We start from the raw sequence: 19,326 nt of genomic DNA on the forward strand, positions 1-19,326 counted from the left end.
CGTCAATGCAACGTGGCGCTGCCGACGAACCAGCTCTTCATCGCCGAAATTCCGTCATGCGCGACAGGCGGCTCGTGCCGGTCGGGCAGGACGAGGCCGGCCATGCGGAAGATCGTCGCAAGCCCCAGGACCGGCGCGAGCGCCCAATCGGCGCCGATCGGCGGCAGCCAGCGCTCGAACTGCTCGCGCGCGACATCGACGCGGTCCTGCTGGGCCGCGGCAATCGCGCGCAAGATTCCGCGCTCGCTGTCGGACATGCGCGGACAGGTGGGGCAGTGCACTTCGATCGCGGTATGCGCGGTGCAGGCAAAGATCTCGATGATGGAATCCAGCGACAGCACGGCATCGCCGACGCGAAAATGGTCGTACACCTGCTGGATATCGGCCGCCGTCGGGACGGCGCTTCCGCTACGCGCCTTCGCCCGAAATCCCCAGATGAAGAGCCGCTCCGCCGCACTCAGCGCAGGAAGGTCGACGGGCCTCGTGTATGTCGATCGATGCATTGTGCCTCTGGCCTCCGGCTGCGCTCACGCCAGCGCTGGCGCGGATGATCTGCGCCGATCGTTCTGCCAGAGAGCTCTCCAAGTCAACGCGCGGAGAGACGATGTCGAGGTGTTCTAGATTGGAAGAATTCGTATCTCGGGTGAGGTCGGTCTCGCTTTGTCTCGTGGCCATACGAGCGTGCCGGTCACGTTCCCCGCAAAATTTCGGAGTGTCGGAACCCGAATGCTTAAAGCTTTGCTAAGAGACGCGGGATAATCTGGCATATCAGCCCTTCCAATTCCTGTGAGCACCGATGATTTTCTCCCGCATCAGTTTCAAGCTGGTCCTGATTGTCGGCATCAGCCTCCTCGGCATGATCGCGTTGGCGCCGGTCGCCCTCTCGACCCTGCGCACGCAGATGGTCGCCGACCGTCAGGCCAAGACGCAGCAGATGGTCGATGTTGGCTACGGCATCCTGGCGCACTACCAGAAACTCGAGAGCGAAGGAAAGCTCTCGCGCGAGCAGGCGCAGGCCGGCGCGATGGCCGAGATCAAGAGTCTGCGCTACGACAAGGTCGAGTATTTCTGGATCAACGACATGACCCCCAAGATGGTCATGCATCCGATCAGGCCCGAGCTCGACGGCAAGGATCTCTCCGGGATGAAGGATCCCGCCGGCAATGCGCTCTTCATGGGCTTCGTTGACGTCGTCACCAAGCAGGGTGCGGGCTTCTACGGCTACCTCTGGCCGAAGCCCGGCTTCGACCAGCCGGTCGGGAAAATCTCCTATGTGAAGGGCTTTGCGCCCTGGGGCTGGATCATCGGCACTGGCATCTATCTGGACGACGTCGATGCCGCCTTCCGCCAGAACGCGATGACCTTCGCCTATATTTGTCTCGCTGTGCTGGTCGTGGTGCTCGGCGCCTCCTTCCTGATCGGCCGCAGCGTCACCCGGCCGCTGGCCCGGATCACCGCGCTGACCGAGCGCCTTGCCGCCGGCGACAGCGCCTTCGACGTGCCCTACACCGACCGCCGCGACGAGGTCGGCGGCCTCGCCAAGGCGCTCGCCGTGTTCAAGGACAATGCATCGGCGGTGAGCCGGATGCATGCCGAGCAGCAGGAGTTGAAGCAGAAGGCCGACGAGGAGAAGCGCAAGACCATGACCGATCTCGCCGGCAAGTTCGAGGCGAGCGTGCAGGCCGTCGTCCGCGACGTCTTCGACGAGGCCCGCGCGATGCAGCAGGCCGCGCAGGGCATGTCGGAAACCGCCAACAAGGCGAGCGACCGTGCGAGCTTCGTCGCCACCGCGTGCCAGCAGGCCTCGAGCAACGTGCAGACGGTGGCCTCCGCCGCGGGCGAATTGTCGGCCTCGATCGCCGAGATCAGCCAGCGCGTCGCGCAGGCCGCGACAGTGGCCGACAAGGCCGCCGCCGACGGCCAGCGCACCAACGACACCGTGCAGGGCCTTGCCGCCGCCGCGCACAAGATCGGCGAGGTCATCGACCTCATCAACCAGATCGCCTCGCAGACCAATCTGCTCGCGCTCAACGCCACCATCGAGGCGGCGCGCGCGGGCGAGGCCGGCAAGGGCTTTGCGGTGGTCGCGAGCGAAGTGAAGTCGCTGGCGAGCCAGACCGCGAAGGCGACCGACGAGATCGGCGCGCAGATCACCGCGATCCAGGCCGAGACCAATCAGGTCGTCGGCAACATCGAGAGCATCCGCGCCACCATCATGGAGGTCAACGAGATCTCCTCGTCGATCGCCGCGGCGGTCGAGGAGCAGGGCGCCGCGACGAAGGCGATCGCGCACAGCGTGCAGGAGGCGGCCTCCGGCACCGACCAGGTCTCGCACAACATCTCCGGCGTCACCGATGCGACGGCCGAGACCGGACAGGCCGCCGGCCTTGTACTGCAATCGAGCGGCCGGCTGACGCACAAGCTGCAATCGCTGCAGGACGAGGTCAGCGCCTTCGTTGCGGGCGTGCGGGCGGCTTAGTATAGCGGGAGGATGGGCCAAAACTCCGATCGACGCGCGCGCATCCTCCTGATCAATCCGAACAGCAACGAGGCGACCACCACGATGATGGTGGCGATCGCAAGGTCCGCTGCCGCCGATGGTTTCGATATCGTCGGCGCCACGGCAACGCGTGCGCCCACGATGATCGTCTCGGCGGACGCGCTGGAAGTGGCTGCGCTGGAGGTCGAGGAGATCGCGCGTCTCCGTGGCGGCGAGTGCGACGGCGTCATCGTGTCGGCATTCGGTGATCCCGGTCTCACCGGGATCAAGGCGGCGATGAAGCTGCCCGCCGTCGGCATCGGCGAATCCGCGATGCTGGAAGCCGCCGGGAACGGTCGCCGGTTCGGCGTGGCGACCACGACGCCGTTGCTGAAAGCGAAGATCGATGCATTGCCTGATACGCTGGGCTTGCGCGCAAGCTACACCGGCACGCGCTTCGCCGACGGTGATCCGCAAGAGCTGATGCGCGATCCGGCGCAGCTGCGCGCAGCGCTCGCCGGCGCGGTTGAGGCCTGCATTGTGCGAGACAGAGCGGAAGCGGTCATCATCGGCGGCGGGCCGCTGGGTGAAGCGGCCCACGAGCTTCAGCCGATGTTCGCGGCGCCAATCATCGCCCCGATCCCATCTGCCGTGCGACGGATCACTCGTCTCGTCGCGGCGTAACCTCTGGTTTTTCCGCGCCGCGGCATCGGCCGTGCTGCGGAAAACTGTTTTCCTTGACATCAACTCTGCGGTGCTCGACGTGTAACGAGGTCGAGCGATGCTGCCTTGCGTCCCTCGCGAAAAGAAAAGCAACACGGGAAGGACGTCATGAACACGGGCCTGGACGAGAATGACTACCTCGCCACCTTGCGCGGCCTGTGGGACAAGGCCTGGCCGAAGGGCCTGCCGCGCTCGCCGAACTATCTGCACGGCGAAGTTCCCTTGACGGAATATCTGCGCACCTGGGCGAAGCGGAGTCCGGAGCGGCCCGCGGTGATCTTCTACGGGCATGTGACCACTTATGCCGATCTCGATCGGCAGAGCGATCGCTTTGCGGCGCTGTTGCAGGCAAAGGGCGTGCGCAAGGGCGATCGCGTCGCCGTCTTCCTGCCGAACTGTCCGCAATTCCACGTCGTGTTCTTCGGTATCCTGAAGCTCGGCGCGGTCCATGCCCCCGTCAGCCCGCTGTCGCGCGCGTTCGAATTGTCCTACCAGCTCAATGACACCCAGGCCGAGGTGATCGTCGCGCTCGACCAGCTCATGCCTATCGTTGATCAGGTCCGCGGCGACGTGCGCCTGCGCGAGATCATCGTCACCAGCTTCGCCGATGTCGTGCCGGCGGCGCCTGCCTTTCCGGCACCGGACTCGATCCGCACGCCGCGCGTTGCGGTCTCCGGCGCAACTGATCTCCTGCCGGCGCTCGCGGCACTGCCCGCACCGACCCCGCTGCCGCCGCCTCACCTCGATGATGTCGCTGCGCTCAACTACACCGGCGGCACCACCGGCATGCCCAAAGGGTGCGTGCATACCCATCGCGACATGGTCTACACGGCTGCCGCCAATTACGGCATCTCGATTCCTTCGGACGAGAGCAGCGTGTTCCTGTCGTTCTTTCCGGAGTTCTGGATTGCGGGCGAGAATTCCGGTCTGATCTTCCCGCTGTTCTCGGGCGGCACGCTGGTTCTGCTCGCGCGCTGGGACGCTGTCGGCGCGATGGCGGCGATCGACAAGTACAAGGTCACGATGACGGCGATGCCGGTCGACAGCGCGGTCGAGATGATGGACCATCCGCGCTGGAGCGAGTTCGACCTGTCGTCGCTGCAACAAGTGCGCGTGGTCTCCTTCGTCAAGAAGCTCAACGCCGGCTATCGCAGGCGCTGGAAGGACCTCACCGGCACGATCCTGATGGAGGCGGCCTGGGGCATGACCGAGACCCACACTTCCAATACTTTCACCGCTGGCTTTCAGGACGGGGATTTCGACCTCAACAGCCAGCCGATCTTCGTCGGCCTGCCGGTCCCCGGCGCCGAGTTCAAGATCACCGATTTCGAGACCGGTGCGCTGCTGCCGCTGGGAGCCGAAGGCGAGATCCGCGTGCGTACGCCGTCGCTGCTCAAGAGTTACTGGAACAAGCCCGAGGCGACGGCGGAATCGCTCGTCGACGGCTGGTTGCGCACCGGGGATATCGGCACCATCGACGAGGACGGTTTTCTGCACTTCCTCGGCCGGCGCAAGGAGATGCTGAAGGTCAAGGGCATGAGCGTGTTTCCGCCGGAGATCGAGGCGTTGCTGGGGCAGCATCCGAAGGTGCTGGGCTCGGGCGTGGTCGGCCGTGATGATCCGGACAAGGGCCAGGTGCCGGTCGCTTACATCCAGCTCAAGCCGGAAGCGATCGGCACGGTCTCAGAACAAGAACTGCGCGCCTGGTGCGCCGAGCGCATGGCCGTCTACAAGGTTCCGGAAGTCTGCATTATCGATGGGCTGCCGTTGACGGCAACGGGCAAGGTCAGGAAGCAGGACCTCAATCCAAATCCTCCTGCCGTCCAGTGAGAGAGACGATGTCGTTCAAGAAGCTCCTGATCGCCAATCGCGGCGAGATCGCCATCCGCATCGCACGCGCGGCGGCCGATGCCGGCATTGCGACGGTCGCGATCCATCCTGCCGACGATGCGTTGTCGCTGCACGTGCGCGTTGCGGACGAGGCGATCGAGATCCCCGGCCGCGGCGCACGGGCCTATCTCGACGTCGACGCCGTGGTAATGGCGGCGAAGAGCGCGGCGTGCGATGCCGTGCATCCCGGCTACGGTTTCCTCAGCGAGAACGCGGCCTTCGCGAAAGCCTGCGCCGACGCCGGAATCACCTTCGTCGGGCCGAAACCCGCTGCGCTCGAGCTGTTCGGCGACAAGGTTGCGGCACGTCAGCTGGCGAAACGCTGCGGCGTGCCGATCATTGCCGGCACCAGCGGGCCGTCGAGCCTCGAGGAGATCACGGCATTCTTTACCTCGCTCGGCAGCAGCGCTGCGATCGTGATCAAGGCGATGGCGGGCGGTGGCGGCCGTGGCATGCGCGTGGTGGAGAACGCGTCCGATCTTTCGGAAGCCTATGCGCGCTGCCAATCCGAGGCCAAGGCGGCGTTCGGCTTCGAGGGCGTCTATGCCGAGCGGCTGATCCGGCAGGCGCGCCACATCGAGGTCCAGATCATCGGCGACCGCCATGGTGCGATCTCCCATCTCTGGGAACGCGAATGCACCATCCAGCGCCGGCACCAGAAGCTGATCGAGGTGGCGCCGAGCCCGTCATTGAGCGATGCCCTGCGCGGCCGCATCATTGAGGCGGCAAAGCAGCTGGCGGGTGCTGCGTCTTACGACAATCTCGGCACGTTCGAGTTTCTGGTCGACGGAACCGCCGAGGACAGCTTCGCCTTCATCGAGGCCAACCCGCGGCTCCAGGTCGAGCACACCGTCACGGAAGAGGTGCTCGGCGTCGATCTCGTCCGCGCCCAGCTCGTGGTCGCCGCAGGCAGCACATTAAGCTCGCTCGGTCTTGCGCAGGCATCGATCCCGAAGCCGCGCGGCCATGCCATGCAGCTTCGCGTCAACATGGAGACGCTGGACGTGTCAGGCGCCACGCATCCGACCGGTGGCGTCCTAGCCGTGTTCGAGCCGCCGTCGGGGCCCGGCGTCCGCGTCGATAGCTTTGGCTATGCCGGCTACAAGACCAGCGCCTCCTTCGACTCACTGCTGGCGAAGGTGATCGTGCACACGCGGAGCGAGGCTTGGCATGATGTGGTCGCGAAAGCCTCGCGCAGCTTGCGCGAGTTCCGGATCGACGGTGTCGTCACCAACATTGCTTTCCTTCAGGCGGTGCTCGCGCATCCCGATTTCAGGACCAACCGTATCGCGACTGATTTCATCGACCGCAACATCGCCAGGCTCGTGGAAGCATCGGATGGCGCCGCCAAGCCGCTTTACTTCGCCGCGTCCGAGTGCGGCGCCGGTCACGGCGCGGAGGTGCACGTCGCGCCAGCCGTACCCGAAGGCACGGTGATGGTCGCGGCGCCGCTGCAAGGAACCATCGTCACCATCCAGGTGACGGAGGGCGAGATCGTCCGCCCGGGCCAGCAGCTCGCCGTGATCGAGTCCATGAAGATGGAGCACCTCGTCATGGCCGAGCAGGGCGGCCGGGTGATGAAGCTCATCGCCGGCGACGGCGTCACGCTGATGCATGGCGAGCCGATCCTCTATCTCGAGCCGCTCGACGTCGCCGCCGACAGCACGACGGCGGAAGCCGATGTCGATCTCGACCATATCCGCCCCGATCTCGCCGAGCTGATTGCGCGCCAGGCGAACACGCTCGACGAGAACCGCCCCGCTGCAGTCGAGCGGCGGCGCAACACCAACCAGCGCACCGCGCGCGAGAACGTCGCCCAGCTCGTCGACGACGGCTCGTTCATGGAGTACGGCAGTCTCGCGATCGCGGCGCAGCGCCGCCGTCGCAAGCTCGACGATCTCATCAAGAACACGCCGGCCGACGGCCTCGTCATGGGCGTCGCCACGGTCAATGCCGAGAAGTTCGGGCCTGAAGGCGCGCGTTGCATCGTCGTCGCCTATGACTACACCGTGCTCGCGGGCACGCAGGGCCACATGAACCACAAGAAGATAGACCGCATGCTGACGCTGGCGGAAGACTGGCGCGTGCCGCTGGTGTTCTACGCCGAAGGCGGTGGCGGCCGGCCCGGCGATACCGACCGGCTCGGCATGACCGGCCTCGACGGCCCGTCCTTCGTGCAGTTCGCGCGGCTCTCGGGCCTCGTGCCTGTCGTCGGCGTCGTTTCCGGCTATTGCTTCGCCGGCAACGCCGCGATGCTCGGCTGCTGCGACGTCATCATCGCCACCAAGAACGCTTCGATCGGCATGGGCGGTCCTGCCATGATCGAGGGCGGTGGCCTCGGTGTCTATCATCCGGCCGAGGTCGGCCCCGTATCATTCCAGTCGCCGAACGGCGTCATCGACATCCTGGTCGAGGACGAGGAGGAAGCGACCCGCGTCGCGCAAAAGTATCTGTCCTATTTCCAGGGCGCAGTGACGGCGTGGGAGGCCGCCGACCAGCGCCTGCTCCGCCGCGCCATCCCCGAGAACCGCCTGCGTGTCTACGACATCCGCAGCGTGATCGACCTCGTCGCCGACAGGGATTCCGTTCTGGAGCTGCGCCGCGACTACGGCGTCGGCATGATCACGGCGCTGGTCCGAATCGAAGGCAAGCCGTTCGGCCTGATTGCCAACAATCCGCGCCATCTCGGCGGCGCCATCGATGCCGACGCCGGCGACAAGGCCGCGCGTTTCCTCCAGCTCTGCGACGCCTTCGATCTGCCTGTTGTCTCGCTGTGCGACACACCTGGCTTCATGGTCGGCCCGGAGGCGGAGAAGACCGCGATCGTGCGCCACGTCTCGCGCATGTTCGTGACCGGCGCCAGCCTCACCGTGCCGCTGTTCGGCATCGTGCTGCGCAAGGGCTACGGTCTCGGCGCGCAATCGATGATCGGCGGCGGCTTCCATGCCTCCTTCTTCACCGCGGCCTGGCCGACCGGCGAGTTCGGCGGCATGGGCCTGGAAGGCTACGTCCGCCTCGGCTTCCGCAAGGAGATGGAGGCGATCGCCGACCCCGAGCAACGCGAGACCTATTACCGCAACAAGGTCGCCGAGCTCTATGCCAACGGCAAAGCGGTCTCGATCGCCTCCGTGTTCGAGATCGACAACGTCATCGACCCGGCCGAGACGCGGCGCTGGATCATGGCGGGCTTGCGCACGGTGCCGAAGCCCGAGCCGAGGACGAAGAAGAAGCGGCCGTGCATCGACACGTGGTGAGGGCGGTGCAGCAACCCGATGCTTGAGGCAAATCCATATCAACGCCGTCATGCCCGGGCTCGTCCCGGGCATCCACGTTCTTTCGCGCGCGCTGCACTACGTGGATGGCCGGGACGAAGCCCGGCCATGACGGCGCCGAGATATCGCGACCTACAACTGCGTCCCGGTTCCCGATTGACATCCCCGCCTGTGGTGCCAGACTTTGCACAATAATACAGGGTGGAGACGTCCGCGATGGCCAGCCTCTCGGCCTCGAACCATGTCGCCCGTGTCTTGTCCGTCGCCAATCATGTGGCCGACGTCGATGCCTCTTCGCGGATTGCCGATTCCTGGCGGCGCTCCCTGATCAGCCACAAACTCGATCCGGCCCGTCGGGGCCCGCCGCAGACGCTGACCGCAGCCGAGATCCGCCGCGTCGCCCAGCCCATGGAGGCGACGATCCGGCTGGCCACGTCCGAGCTCGAGGATCTCGCCCGTGTGCTGCGCGAGGCCGGCTATTGCGTCAATCTTGCTGATGCCAACGCGACCATGCTGTTCAGCCGCTTGCCGGGCGAGGCCGACACGGAGATCTTCCTGCGCTGGAAAGTCTATACCGGCTCGAATTTTTCCGAGGCCCATGAAGGCACCAACGGGCTTGGCACCTGCCTTGCGGAGCAAAAGCCGATCTTGGTTCATCGCGACGAGCATTTTCGCGAGCAATGGGGCATCTTCTCCTGTGCGGTCGCGCCGCTATTCGATCCCGTCGGCCGCATCGCGGGCGCCGTCAACATCACGTCTTGCCGGGATGATCTCAGCCGCGCCGCGCATCAGCTCGCGCTCGCGGTCACGATGCAGGCGACGCGCCGCATCGAGGGCGCGATCTTCCGCGACCATTTCCGCAATGCCTGGATCGCGACCGTGCCAGGCGACGGCGGTAGCGGCCTGCTCGCCTATGACGACGATCGCCGCGTCGTCGGCGCATGCCGATCCGCGCGTGCATTGCTGGGCCTCACCGACGGCCTGATCGCGTCCGGCATCGACCTGTCGCGCTACATCAAGTTCGATCATCACGCCGCGCGCGACGCAGAAGACATAGTCCAGCTGCGCCGCGCCGATGGCAGCCCATTGGGGCAGGGGCAGATCGCGCCGCCGCAGCGCGCGCGGCCGCTCACCAAGCGTCGCGATCCGCCCGTCGATCGCTTCGACGCCTTGCACCGGCTCGCCGGCGGCGATCCCGGCCTGATCGGAAGCGTGAAACGGCTGATGCGCATCGGCGACCACAATCTGCCGGTGCTGCTGCATGGCGAGACCGGCGTCGGCAAGGACGTGTTCGCGCGGGCTATTCACGGTGCGAGCAACCGCGCGCGCAACAATTATGTCGCGCTCAATTGCGCGGCGATGCCCGAGAGCCTGATCGACGCCGAGCTGTTCGGCTACGAGGCCGGCGCCTTCACCGGCGCGCGGCGCGAGGGCTCGAAGGGCCTGATCGTGCAGGCCGACGGCGGCACGCTGTTCCTCGACGAGATCGGCGACATGCCGATCGGCTTGCAGACGCGCCTGTTGCGCGTTCTGGAAAACCGCGAGGTCTGGCCGCTCGGCGCGCTCAAGCCTGTCGCGGTCGACATCCGCCTGATCAGCGCCACGCATCGCGATCTCGGCCGCATGGCGGAAGCGGGGGCCTTCCGCGCCGACCTCTATTTTCGCCTGCGCGGCATCGAGGTGCGTCTGCCCGCCTTGCGCGAGCGCGCCGACCGCGACGACATCATCCGCCAGATCGCGCGCGAGGAGGCGCCGAGCTGCCGGCTCTCGGAGGAAGCATGGTCGCAGCTCGCGGTCTACCCGTTTCCCGGCAACATGCGCCAGCTCCGCCACGTGCTGCGGCTCGCCGGCTGCACGGCGGAAGATGGCGTCATCACCGATGCAGATCTCGATCTGCCGCCGTTTGCTGGACGGACGGAGCCTGATCTCGAAGCAGCCGAGCGTGCGACGATTGTCGCGGCGCTACGTGAGCATGGTGGACGCGTGACGGAAGCCGCACGCGCATTGAAGCTCAGCCGCGCCACGCTGTATCGCAAGATCAAGCAGCTGAAGATCGAAACGGCACAGTAGCGCTCGATCCGCGTGCGGCAAGAAAAGTTGAGAGGTCTCTGCCGCGAACGCAGATGTCGTAGGGTGGGCAAAGCGAAGCGTGCCCACCGCTCTTGTCGTGATGTTTGATCGGAGGTGGGCACGGCGCAAGTGCGCCTTTGCCCACCCTACAATGTCGGCGCAAGGCCTACGAAAAATCCGTCCAGCTCAGATGGCGTGAATCGAGGTCGCCGACTGTCACGATCTCGCGCATCTCTTGTGGCGTGTGAAAACTGCTGCGCAGGTACACCAGCGGCCGCGCCGTATCCGCATGCGACACGCTGCGGACCTCGCCGACGAAGATCGAATGCGTCGTCGTCTCGAACTCCTGCGCCAGCACGCAGTCGAACGCGGCCACCGCATCCGTCAGCACCGGCGCGCCGGTCACGCCACGCGTCCATTGCCCGAAGGCGAAGCGATCGTCGCCGTTGACGCCCTTCTGGCCGCTGAAGGTGAGGGCGAGCATCGCGTGATCCTCGTGCAGGAAGTTGATGGCGAAAGCACCTTCCTCGCGGATGCGCGCATGTGCGCTGGCGTTGCGGTTGACGCAGACGATCAGCGAGGGCGGCTTGTCAGACAACGAGCAGGCCGAGGTCACTGTCAACCCGGTGCGCTTGCCGTGTTCGGCACCGACCGTTACCAGCGCCACGGCGCCGGCGCATTGACGCATCGCCTGCTTGAAGTCCTTCGCGTCCACCGTCACGCGGAAATCTCCCAGAATTGAAGCGGGTGCGACACGATCGCGCCGCACCCGCTGAGCGTCAAGCCGCCTTCTTCGCGGAGCCGAGATGCGCAAGGCGCGGCATCACCTCGTTCTTCAGCAGCGAGAGCGAGTGGTGCCAGGCCTCGGCCTTGTGCTTGTAGTCGAAGCCGAACACGAGCAGCACGCCGAAGCCGCCGACCTCGTCGTAGATCTTCTCGATCTTCTCGGCGACCGTCGCGGGCGAGCCGACGATCCAGTTCCGCTTGGCGCAATATTCGACCGTGACGTCGCTGTCTGGCACATCGGGCGCGTGCTTCAGATAATCCTTGAAGCCGAAATGCCCGAGCAGCGGCAGGAAGTACTCGCTCATCATCCGGCCCATCATGTCGCCGGTCGAGAGCTTCCAGGCCTCCTCGTCGGTGTCGGCGACGAATACCTCGCGCACCAGGCGCCAGTCCTGGCGGTTCGGCTTGCGACCGGTCTTGGCCGCCCCGATCTCGACCGAGTCCCAGTGGCTGGAAACATAGGCCGGGTTGAGGTTGAGGCTCATCGGGATGAAGCCGCGCTCGCCAGCGAGCTTGAGCGTGTCCGAGTTCTTGGAAAGGCCCGCAACGCCGATCGGCGGATGCGGCGCCTGCAGCGGCTTGATATGAGGCTTGAGGAAGTCGAACATCGTGTCCGGCTTGGTCACCGTCCAGTACTTCCCCTTGTGGGTGAAGGGCGCCGGCTCGGTCCACAGCTTCAGGATGATCTCCAGCGCCTCGCGCGTCATGTCGCGGTTCTGCCCGCTCATGCCGTCGACGTTGAACATCGCCCAGTCGCTCGGCAGCCCGCTCGCCGCCACGCCGAAATTGAGCCGGCCCTCGGAGAGATGATCGAGCATGGCGACGCGGTTGGCGAGCTCGGCCGGGTGATGATAGGGCAGCAGGAAGCCGCCCGGACCGATGCGCAAGCGCTTGGTCTGAATCAAGGCCTGCGCGATCAGGAGGTCCGGCGTGGGATTGGGTTCCCAGGGCGCGGTGTGGTGCTCGCCGACCCAGGCCTCCTGATAGCCGAGCTCGTCGAGCCAGCGCATGACCTGCAGGTCCCAGTCGTTCCCTTCCTTGAGGCCGCACTCCGGCGGATGCGAAGGCATCGTGAAATAGCCGATCTCCATGGATTTCCTCATCTGATGTTGACGCGTCTTGTCGCGCGTTGACGGAGTTGGGTGATGAACCTTGTCGAGTGATGAACCTTGAGCAAGCGGTGTGCCAGCGCGGCGGAGCCTCAAAATGAAGAGAAAGGGCTGGTTTGCTCGCGCAATAGCCGGTATCTCGACGGAAGCCTGCTGGACATCGTCTCATGTGTAGCGAGACGGCGTCTTGACCATGAGACGAGGACGAGACCCGAAAATGACCGAACCCGCCTATGTCGCGGTGGACTGGGGCACCAGCAGCTTCCGGCTCTGGCTGGTCGACCGCGCCGGTCAGGTGCTGGCCGAGCGCCGCAGCGGTGAGGGCATGCTGGCGGCGGCGAAGACCGGCTTTCCCGCCGTGCTGCAAGCGCATCTGGCCGCGGTCGAAGCGCCCACGCATCTACCGGTTCTGGTCTGCGGCATGGCCGGCGCCAAGACCGGCTGGGTCGAGGCCGGCTACGTCGACACGCCGGCAAAGCTCTCAACCGTCCTGAAACAGGCAGTGCGCGTGCCGGGCGAGGCGCGCGACATTCGCATCCTGCCGGGCATCGCCCAGCGCGATGCCAAGGTGCCGGACGTCATGCGCGGCGAGGAGACGCAATTGCTCGGCGCGCTCGGTCTCGATGCCGCGGGCGAGGCGCTGGTCTGCATGCCCGGCACGCATTCGAAATGGGTGCGGATGAAAGACGGCACGGTCGAGCGCTTCTCCACCTTCATGACCGGCGAGCTGTTCAGCGCCGTCTCGCGCGAGACGATCCTGTCGCTCGCGGTCGCCGGCGCTGATGACGCCGAAGATATCGCGAGCTTCAAGGCAGCCGTGAAGGCCGCATTCGACGCTCCGGCCTTCGCCGCCAACTTGCTGTTCACTGCACGGTCGCGACAGCTTCTGTTCGGCGGCACGCCGGCCGCGGCGCGCGAGACGCTGTCGGGCACGTTGATCGGTGTGGAGCTCGCGGCAGGGCTCTCCGGCACCGTGCCGCAAGCGGGCGTCCAGCTGATTGCCGCGGGGCGGCTTGCGGTGCTGTATCGGCTGGCATTCGAGGCGCTCTCGGTAACCGCAAAGCCGGTCGATGCGGATGAAGCCGTCCGCCGCGGCCTGTCGATGGCGGCAGCCGCGATCTGGACGAAGTAGAAGGACTGCGAGAGATGAGCGTTCCCTTTCCGCCGATGCAGCGGCCGCTGGTCGCGATCCTGCGCGGCATCAAGCCTGAGGAGACCGAAGCGATCGTCGGCGTCTTGGTCGAGGCCGGCATGACCGCGATCGAGATCCCCCTGAATTCACCCGATCCGTTCCGCTCGATCGCGCTTGCCGTGAAGCTCGCGCCATCAGACGTGTTGATCGGCGCCGGCACGGTGCTGACGACGGCAGATGTCGATCGTCTCAACGATGTCGGCGGCAGGCTGATGGTCTCGCCCAATGTCGACACCGAAGTGCTGGCGCGCGCGCATCAGCATCGCATGGTGACCATGCCCGGCGTGTTCTCGCCGACCGAGGCGCTGCTGGCGGCGCGCTCGAGAGCCTCGAGCCTCAAATTCTTTCCGGCGAGCGTGCTCGGCGCTGCCGGTATCGCCGCGATCCGCGCCGTGTTGCCGGCAGGCGTGATGATCGCCGCCGTCGGCGGCGTCTCCGATCAGAATTTTGCCGAGTACATCAAGGGCGGGGTGACCGCATTCGGGCTCGGCTCCAGCCTCTACAAGCCAGGCATGACAGCAGCAGATGTCGCAGCCCGCGCAGAGGTGACAATTGCTGCATACGATCGGGCAATTGAGAAAGATTGAGCCGGCAATAAACTAGCCGTAATCCTGACATGGTCTATTCTGCCATATGGTGGCGCGATGCCGACATGCGCGCATCGTGGTACGCGATTGGCTGAATCAGGAGACCGACATGGCGATCAACAACGTGGCCGATCTGTTCGTGGCAACGCTCGAACAGGCCGGGGTCAAGCGCATCTACGGCATCGTCGGCGACAGCCTGAACGCGCTCACCGAGGCGCTGCGCCGCCGCGGCACGATCGAATGGATTCATGTCCGGCACGAGGAGGTCGCGGCCTTCGCGGCGGCCGGCGAAGCCGAGATGACCGGGAGCCTCGCGGTCTGCGCGGGCTCCTGCGGCCCCGGCAATCTGCATCTGATCAACGGCCTGTTCGACGCGCATCGAAGCCGCGTTCCCGTGCTGGCGATCGCGGCGCAGATCCCGACCGCCGAGATCGGCGGCGGCTATTTCCAGGAGACGCATCCGCAAAATCTGTTTCGCGAATGCAGCCATTATTGCGAGCTGGTGTCGGACCCGAGCCAGCTGCCTTACGTGCTGGAGAACGCGATTCGCGCGGCGGTGGGCTTGCGCGGCGTCGCCGTCGTCGCCATGCCCGGCGATGTTGCGTTCCGGAGTCCTCCGAAGCGCGCGTTGTCGACGACGCGCGGCCTTGCACTGGCTCCGCCGAAGGTCGTGCCGCAGCCGGACGAGCTGAAGGCGCTCGCCGATCTTCTCAACGGCGCCGAACGCATCACGCTGTTCTGCGGCCGCGGCTGCGCCGGCGCGCATGCGCCTTTGATGCAACTCGCTGAAGCGCTGAAGAGCCCGATGGTGCACGCGCTCGGCGGCAAGGAGCATGTCGAATACGACAACCCCTATGACGTCGGCATGACCGGCTTCATCGGCTTCTCCTCGGGCTACGCCGCGATGCACGGCTGCGACGCGCTGGTGATGCTCGGCACCGACTTCCCCTACAAGCAGTTCTTCCCTGATGATGCCAAGATCGCGCAGATCGACATCCGCCCGGAAAATCTGGGGCGGCGCTGCAGGATCGATCTCGGCCTCGTCGGCGACGTCAAGCTCACCATCGAGGCGCTGCTGCCGCTGCTCAAGACGAAGACGCAGCGCAAGCATCTCGACGACTCCGTCGCGCATTACAAGAGAGCCCGCGAAGGCCTCGATTCGCTAGCCAAGGGCACGCCCGGAGCCAAGCCGATCCATCCGCAATATCTCGCCAAGGTCATCAGCGACCACGCCTCCGACGATGCCGTCTTCACTGCCGATGTCGGCACCCCGACGGTGTGGGCGGCGCGCTATCTCGACATGAACGGCCGCCGCCGGCTGATCGGCTCCTTCGTGCACGGCTCGATGGCCAATGCCATGCCGCAGGCGATCGGGGCGCAGGCTACGCAGCCCGGGCGCCAGGTGATCTCGCTCTCCGGCGACGGCGGCTTCACCATGCTGATGGGCGACCTGATCACGCTAACGCAAGAGAAGCTGCCGGTGAAGGTGGTCGTCTTCAACAACGGCGTGCTCGGCTTCGTCGCGCTGGAGATGAAGGCGGCTGGCTTCGTCGACACCAATGTCGACCTGGAGAACCCGGATTTCGCCGCGATGGCGCGCGCGATGGGCATCTTTGCCAAGCGCGTCGAGGATCCCGGCGAGCTTCCGGGCGCGATTAAAGAGATGCTGGCGCACAATGGGCCGGCGCTGCTCGACGTCGTCACCGCCAAGCAGGAGCTGTCGATGCCGCCGACCATCACGGCCGAGCAGATCAAGGGCTTCAGCCTCTGGGTGCTCCGCGCGGTGATGAACGGCCGCGGCGACGAGGTGCTGGACCTCGCGAAGACGAATCTTTTGCCGCGGTGATATCAGCCGGCGCGGTGGTTCACCTCTCCTCGTCGAGGAGAGGTGAAAGTCTGCCAGTGCAGCACGATGCCGATCAGCAGCGCCGGCAGAAAGCCGAGCGCGATCAGGAAATGCGGCAGCTGCTTTGGCGAGATGAGGGCGATGGCGATATCGGAGATCAGCCACAGCGCTGCGAACATCACCGCAAAATCCGTTCGCGGGCAGCGCAGGTAATAGAACACGGCGGTGATGACGATGGCCGGGCCAATCGCGATGCCGATCATGACCGCGGTCAGCTCCTTCGGCGTCAGCGTGTCGAGCACCATCGATGCCAGCAGCCAGAGTGCGGCGAACATGGCAACGATGTCGAGCGGATGCCGCAATCCAATTCCTCTGGCGAAAGGCGCGCTATCGTTGGGGCCGGAGCTGCGGCCGTCAAGTCAAAATGGGCTTATTCCTCGTCACTTCCAGGCGTCGGGCGCAGCATGAAGTGACCGAAAGCGGTGGCGATCGGCTTCGCAGCATCGTCCTGCCAGGCCCGCGCCTCGAAGGCGACGATACGTCGGCCCTGCTTCACGATCGAGACGTCGGCAAACGTGTCGAGCGCGCGTCCGGAGCGCAAGTAGTTGACGGTGAGGCCGATCGGCTTGGGCGGTGCGGCAGCGCCGAGCTCCCGCGCCACCCCGATGATGGCGGTGGTTTCGAGGAACGCGCCCGTCATGCCGCCGTGAATCGCGGGCAGGATCGGATTGCCGATGATCTGCGGCGAGAACGGCATCGTCAGCGTGCCGTCATCGTTGACGCGGATGCCGAGCGCGCGCGCGAACGGGCTGCGCGCAAAGGGACCGTCCGGATCCGCCGGCGCCTCCAGCGTCGGGATGCTGCGTGCATCCATCCGGCGGTCGGCGAGCATGTTGGTGCGGTTGGCGCCGATCATGAAACAGGCGGTTGCAGTCGCGACCGGATCTTCTTCGGACTCCTGGTAGGCGGTGGAGCGCACGAAGGCGATCGAGCGCGTGGTGCGGTAGCACACCGAATGCGCCTTGATGTCGAGGCCGGGCGTCGCCGGCTTCTGATAGTCGATGCGCAGATCGAGAGTCGCGATCGCGCGGGTGCCGTCGAGCGCAAGTTGCACCGCCATGCCGCAGCTCTCGTCCAGCATCGCGGTGACGACGCCGCCATGCAGCACGCCGGTCTCGGTGTCGCCGACGAAGACCGGTCGATAGGGCAGGCTGGACCACGCCTCGCCAGGTGCGAAGCGGTCGAGCTGGAGCCCGCTGATATGGCCGTAATCGGAGCGGCGGCCCTTGATGGCCTCGGCGAGTTCCTCGAAGGCAAGCGTGGTCGGCGTGGTGCTCATGGGGACCTTCTAGACCAGTGTCGGCCCTCGCGCAAAACCCCGAATGAGCCCCGCACCGGGCGGTTAGGTCTCGACAGGGCGCGCCGAAGCGCCGATGGTGGGCGCTTCGTTCGTCGATGAACTGCAAGGAGCGCCCATGGCCGACCCCGAAACGCCCTCGACCGCCCAGGGGCCCGTCACCATTTCCACCTCCAGCGCCGAGCGGGCGCCGATCATCTATTTCGACGGCGCATCCTGCTTCGGCCACCACAACGGCGCGATCCAGATCGAGCTTGCCGCAAACCTGTTGATGCCGGTCGGCGCCGCCGTCAGGGTCGACGTGGTCCAGACCGCGCACTTACGTTGCAGTGTCGCCGCGGCGCTGGCGTTGCGCGAAGCCCTCGACAAGGCGCTCGCAATGTATCAGCAAGGTCAGAAGCAGCCGGTGGCGGAGGAGATACCGGCGGTGAAGAACTGAGATCGCACGCCCGATGATTTTGATTGACTCGGTCTGACGGCGAAACGCGATCACCTTCCCGCATTGACCTGTTATCTCACGCCTTCGTCACATGCACCTTCGCGGTCTTGCCGCCGTTCCACTTGCCGTCGAGCGCGCGCTCGATCTGGGCGGCGAGCTGCAGCAACAGACCGTCATTGGCCTGCTTGGCGATCGCCTGGATGCCGAGTGGCAGGCCGTGGTCTTGCGCTGCCATCGGCAGCGAGATCGCCGGCATGCCGCAGAGATTGGCGAGCGGCGTGAAGGCGAAGAAGCGCCACAGATTGTCGAACCAGTCGCGCACATCAGGGTTGTCGGAGATGGTGAGATATTCCCTGGTGCCGACCTTCGGCGTCGGCAGCGCCGTGATCGGCGTCAGGATCACGTCCCATTGCTCGAAGAAGCTGCCGAAGCCGCGCGAGGTCGTGTTGAACACGGCCTGCATCTTCGCCCGCTCGGCAAAGCTGGTGTGGCGCCCGGCTTCCCAGATGCGGATGTTCATGGGCTCGATCAGATCCTCCGGCGGCTTTTCCAGTCCGCGCGCAGCGAGCATGTTGGAGATCACCACCGCGAAGTTCGAGATGTAGCAGGTGGTCTGCGCCTCGAAGGCGGCGGGAAGGTCGATCTCCGGCAGTGCATAGTCGACGTGATGGCCGAGGCCTTCGAGGAAGCGTCCGGCCTTCTCCAGCTCGGCAGCGAGCTCGGGCGTCGCGGTGTAATTGCCCCATGTGTGCGACAGCGCGATGCGAAGCTTGCCGGGATCGCGCTTGATCATCTCGGTGTAAGGCTGCGCCGTGGTCCAGAACGGCATGAACTCGCCGGGCGCAGGCCCGCGCGCATGATCGACGAAGGCGGCAGTGTCGCGCACCGAGCGCGACTGGCAGCCCTGTATCGAGACGAGGCCGGTGAGGTCCGACATGTGCGGGGCCAGTGAGAACACGCCACGCGAGACCTTCAGGCCGATATTGCCGTTGACGCCGGCGGGAATGCGGATCGAGCCGCCGCCGTCGGTCGCATGCGCGATCGGCACCACGCCCGCGGCGACCATCGCGGCGCTGCCCGCCGACGAGCCGCAGGTGGTATAGTCGGTATTCCAGGGATTGCGCGTGACGTAGACCGCCGGATTATCGGCCGACGAGCACACGCCGAACTCCGGCGTCGTGGTGCGTCCGATCAGGTTGAGCCCCGCCTGGCGGAATTTGCCGGTGAGGAACGTATCGGCGCTCGCGCGATTGCCGCGCATCAGCAGCGAGCCCATCTCCTGCAGCCGGCCCTTCATGGTCGGCCCGAGGTCCTTCATCAGGAAAGGCAGGCCGGCGAACGGGCCTGCGAGATTTGCGCCGTCCTTGGCGGGATCGGCGATCACGTCCTCGAACAGCTCGACCACGCCGGACAGCGCCGGATTGACCTTGGCGACGCCCGCGGCGGCCTGGCGTGCCAACTCCTTCGCCGTCAGCTCGCCCTTGCGGACGCGCCCTGCCAGCGCAACGCCGTCGTGCTGCGCCCATTCATTCCAGCTCATCGGCAAAGTCATGAAGTCAAATCCCTCAAGATCGCG

15 protein-coding genes are annotated in these 19,326 nt (G+C 65.8%); 9 read left to right on the forward strand and 6 right to left on the reverse strand.

Annotated features, from left to right (window positions below; all coding sequences use genetic code 11):
• Positions 1–2: 2 nt before the first annotated feature.
• Positions 3–503, reverse strand: coding sequence for a hypothetical protein (locus ACM43_RS16690; RefSeq protein WP_157285002.1), 501 nt, complete (start codon positions 501–503; stop codon positions 3–5).
• A gap of 293 nt (positions 504–796) precedes the next feature.
• Here ACM43_RS16690 and ACM43_RS16695 point away from each other — a divergent pair, with 293 nt between their 5' ends.
• The 5 genes from ACM43_RS16695 (at position 797) to ACM43_RS16715 (ending at position 10,434) form a co-directional block, all read left to right on the forward strand.
• A complete protein-coding gene (locus ACM43_RS16695; protein WP_157285001.1) occupies positions 797–2,479 on the forward strand; it encodes a methyl-accepting chemotaxis protein in 1,683 nt (560 codons plus the stop codon).
• Positions 2,480–2,491: 12 nt separating this feature from the next.
• The gene (locus tag ACM43_RS16700; RefSeq protein ID WP_271541375.1) at positions 2,492–3,163 is read left to right on the forward strand and encodes an aspartate/glutamate racemase family protein; all 672 of its coding nucleotides are present in this window, start codon (positions 2,492–2,494) and stop codon (positions 3,161–3,163) included.
• 147 nt (positions 3,164–3,310) lie between these two features.
• Positions 3,311–5,032 (forward strand): AMP-binding protein, encoded by a 1,722-nt coding sequence (locus tag ACM43_RS16705; protein ID WP_271541376.1) that lies wholly within the window; start codon positions 3,311–3,313, stop codon positions 5,030–5,032.
• A gap of 8 nt (positions 5,033–5,040) precedes the next feature.
• Positions 5,041–8,346: an acetyl-CoA carboxylase family protein gene (locus ACM43_RS16710; RefSeq protein ID WP_271541378.1), complete on the forward strand. Its 3,306-nt coding sequence runs from the start codon at positions 5,041–5,043 to the stop codon at positions 8,344–8,346.
• Between the two features lie 234 nt (positions 8,347–8,580).
• Entirely contained in the window at positions 8,581–10,434 is a 1,854-nt protein-coding gene (locus tag ACM43_RS16715; RefSeq protein ID WP_271541380.1) for a sigma-54-dependent Fis family transcriptional regulator, read from the forward strand.
• Between the two features lie 166 nt (positions 10,435–10,600).
• Here ACM43_RS16715 and ACM43_RS16720 read toward each other — a convergent pair whose 3' ends face one another.
• Both ACM43_RS16720 and ACM43_RS16725 read right to left on the reverse strand, forming a co-directional pair.
• A complete protein-coding gene (locus tag ACM43_RS16720) occupies positions 10,601–11,155 on the reverse strand; it encodes a flavin reductase family protein (protein ID WP_271541382.1) in 555 nt (184 codons plus the stop codon).
• A 58-nt stretch (positions 11,156–11,213) separates the two neighbouring features.
• The gene (locus tag ACM43_RS16725; RefSeq protein ID WP_271541384.1) at positions 11,214–12,311 is read right to left on the reverse strand and encodes an LLM class flavin-dependent oxidoreductase; all 1,098 of its coding nucleotides are present in this window, start codon (positions 12,309–12,311) and stop codon (positions 11,214–11,216) included.
• Between the two features lie 235 nt (positions 12,312–12,546).
• On the opposite strand from ACM43_RS16725, the gene ACM43_RS16730 reads away from it, so the two are divergent.
• The 3 genes from ACM43_RS16730 (at position 12,547) to poxB (ending at position 15,954) form a co-directional block, all read left to right on the forward strand.
• Entirely contained in the window at positions 12,547–13,461 is a 915-nt protein-coding gene (locus ACM43_RS16730; RefSeq protein ID WP_271541387.1) for a 2-dehydro-3-deoxygalactonokinase, read from the forward strand.
• 14 nt (positions 13,462–13,475) lie between these two features.
• Positions 13,476–14,108 carry a 2-dehydro-3-deoxy-6-phosphogalactonate aldolase gene (locus tag ACM43_RS16735; protein ID WP_271541388.1) on the forward strand — a complete coding sequence of 211 codons (633 nt, stop codon included), beginning with the start codon at positions 13,476–13,478 and terminating at the stop codon, positions 14,106–14,108.
• Positions 14,109–14,217: 109 nt separating this feature from the next.
• A complete protein-coding gene (gene poxB / locus ACM43_RS16740; RefSeq protein ID WP_271541390.1) occupies positions 14,218–15,954 on the forward strand; it encodes a ubiquinone-dependent pyruvate dehydrogenase in 1,737 nt (578 codons plus the stop codon).
• Between the two features lie 2 nt (positions 15,955–15,956).
• Here the strand turns inward: poxB and ACM43_RS16745 are convergent, their stop codons facing one another.
• A complete protein-coding gene (locus ACM43_RS16745) occupies positions 15,957–16,316 on the reverse strand; it encodes a hypothetical protein (protein WP_198399827.1) in 360 nt (119 codons plus the stop codon).
• A 68-nt stretch (positions 16,317–16,384) separates the two neighbouring features.
• Positions 16,385–17,293, reverse strand: a complete 909-nt coding sequence (locus tag ACM43_RS16750) for a PaaI family thioesterase (RefSeq protein WP_271541392.1) — start codon at positions 17,291–17,293, stop codon at positions 16,385–16,387.
• Positions 17,294–17,429: 136 nt separating this feature from the next.
• Between ACM43_RS16750 and ACM43_RS16755 the strand changes: the two genes are divergently transcribed.
• On the forward strand, positions 17,430–17,750 hold the full coding sequence (locus tag ACM43_RS16755) for a hypothetical protein (RefSeq protein WP_025032108.1): 321 nt from the start codon (positions 17,430–17,432) through the stop codon (positions 17,748–17,750).
• 76 nt (positions 17,751–17,826) lie between these two features.
• Here the strand turns inward: ACM43_RS16755 and ACM43_RS16760 are convergent, their stop codons facing one another.
• Positions 17,827–19,302, reverse strand: coding sequence for an amidase (locus ACM43_RS16760; RefSeq protein ID WP_271541396.1), 1,476 nt, complete (start codon positions 19,300–19,302; stop codon positions 17,827–17,829).
• Positions 19,303–19,326: the final 24 nt, after the last annotated feature.

This window comes from Bradyrhizobium sp. CCBAU 45321 (genome assembly GCF_028128975.1).
In the GTDB taxonomy this organism is placed as follows: domain Bacteria; phylum Pseudomonadota; class Alphaproteobacteria; order Rhizobiales; family Xanthobacteraceae; genus Bradyrhizobium; species Bradyrhizobium yuanmingense.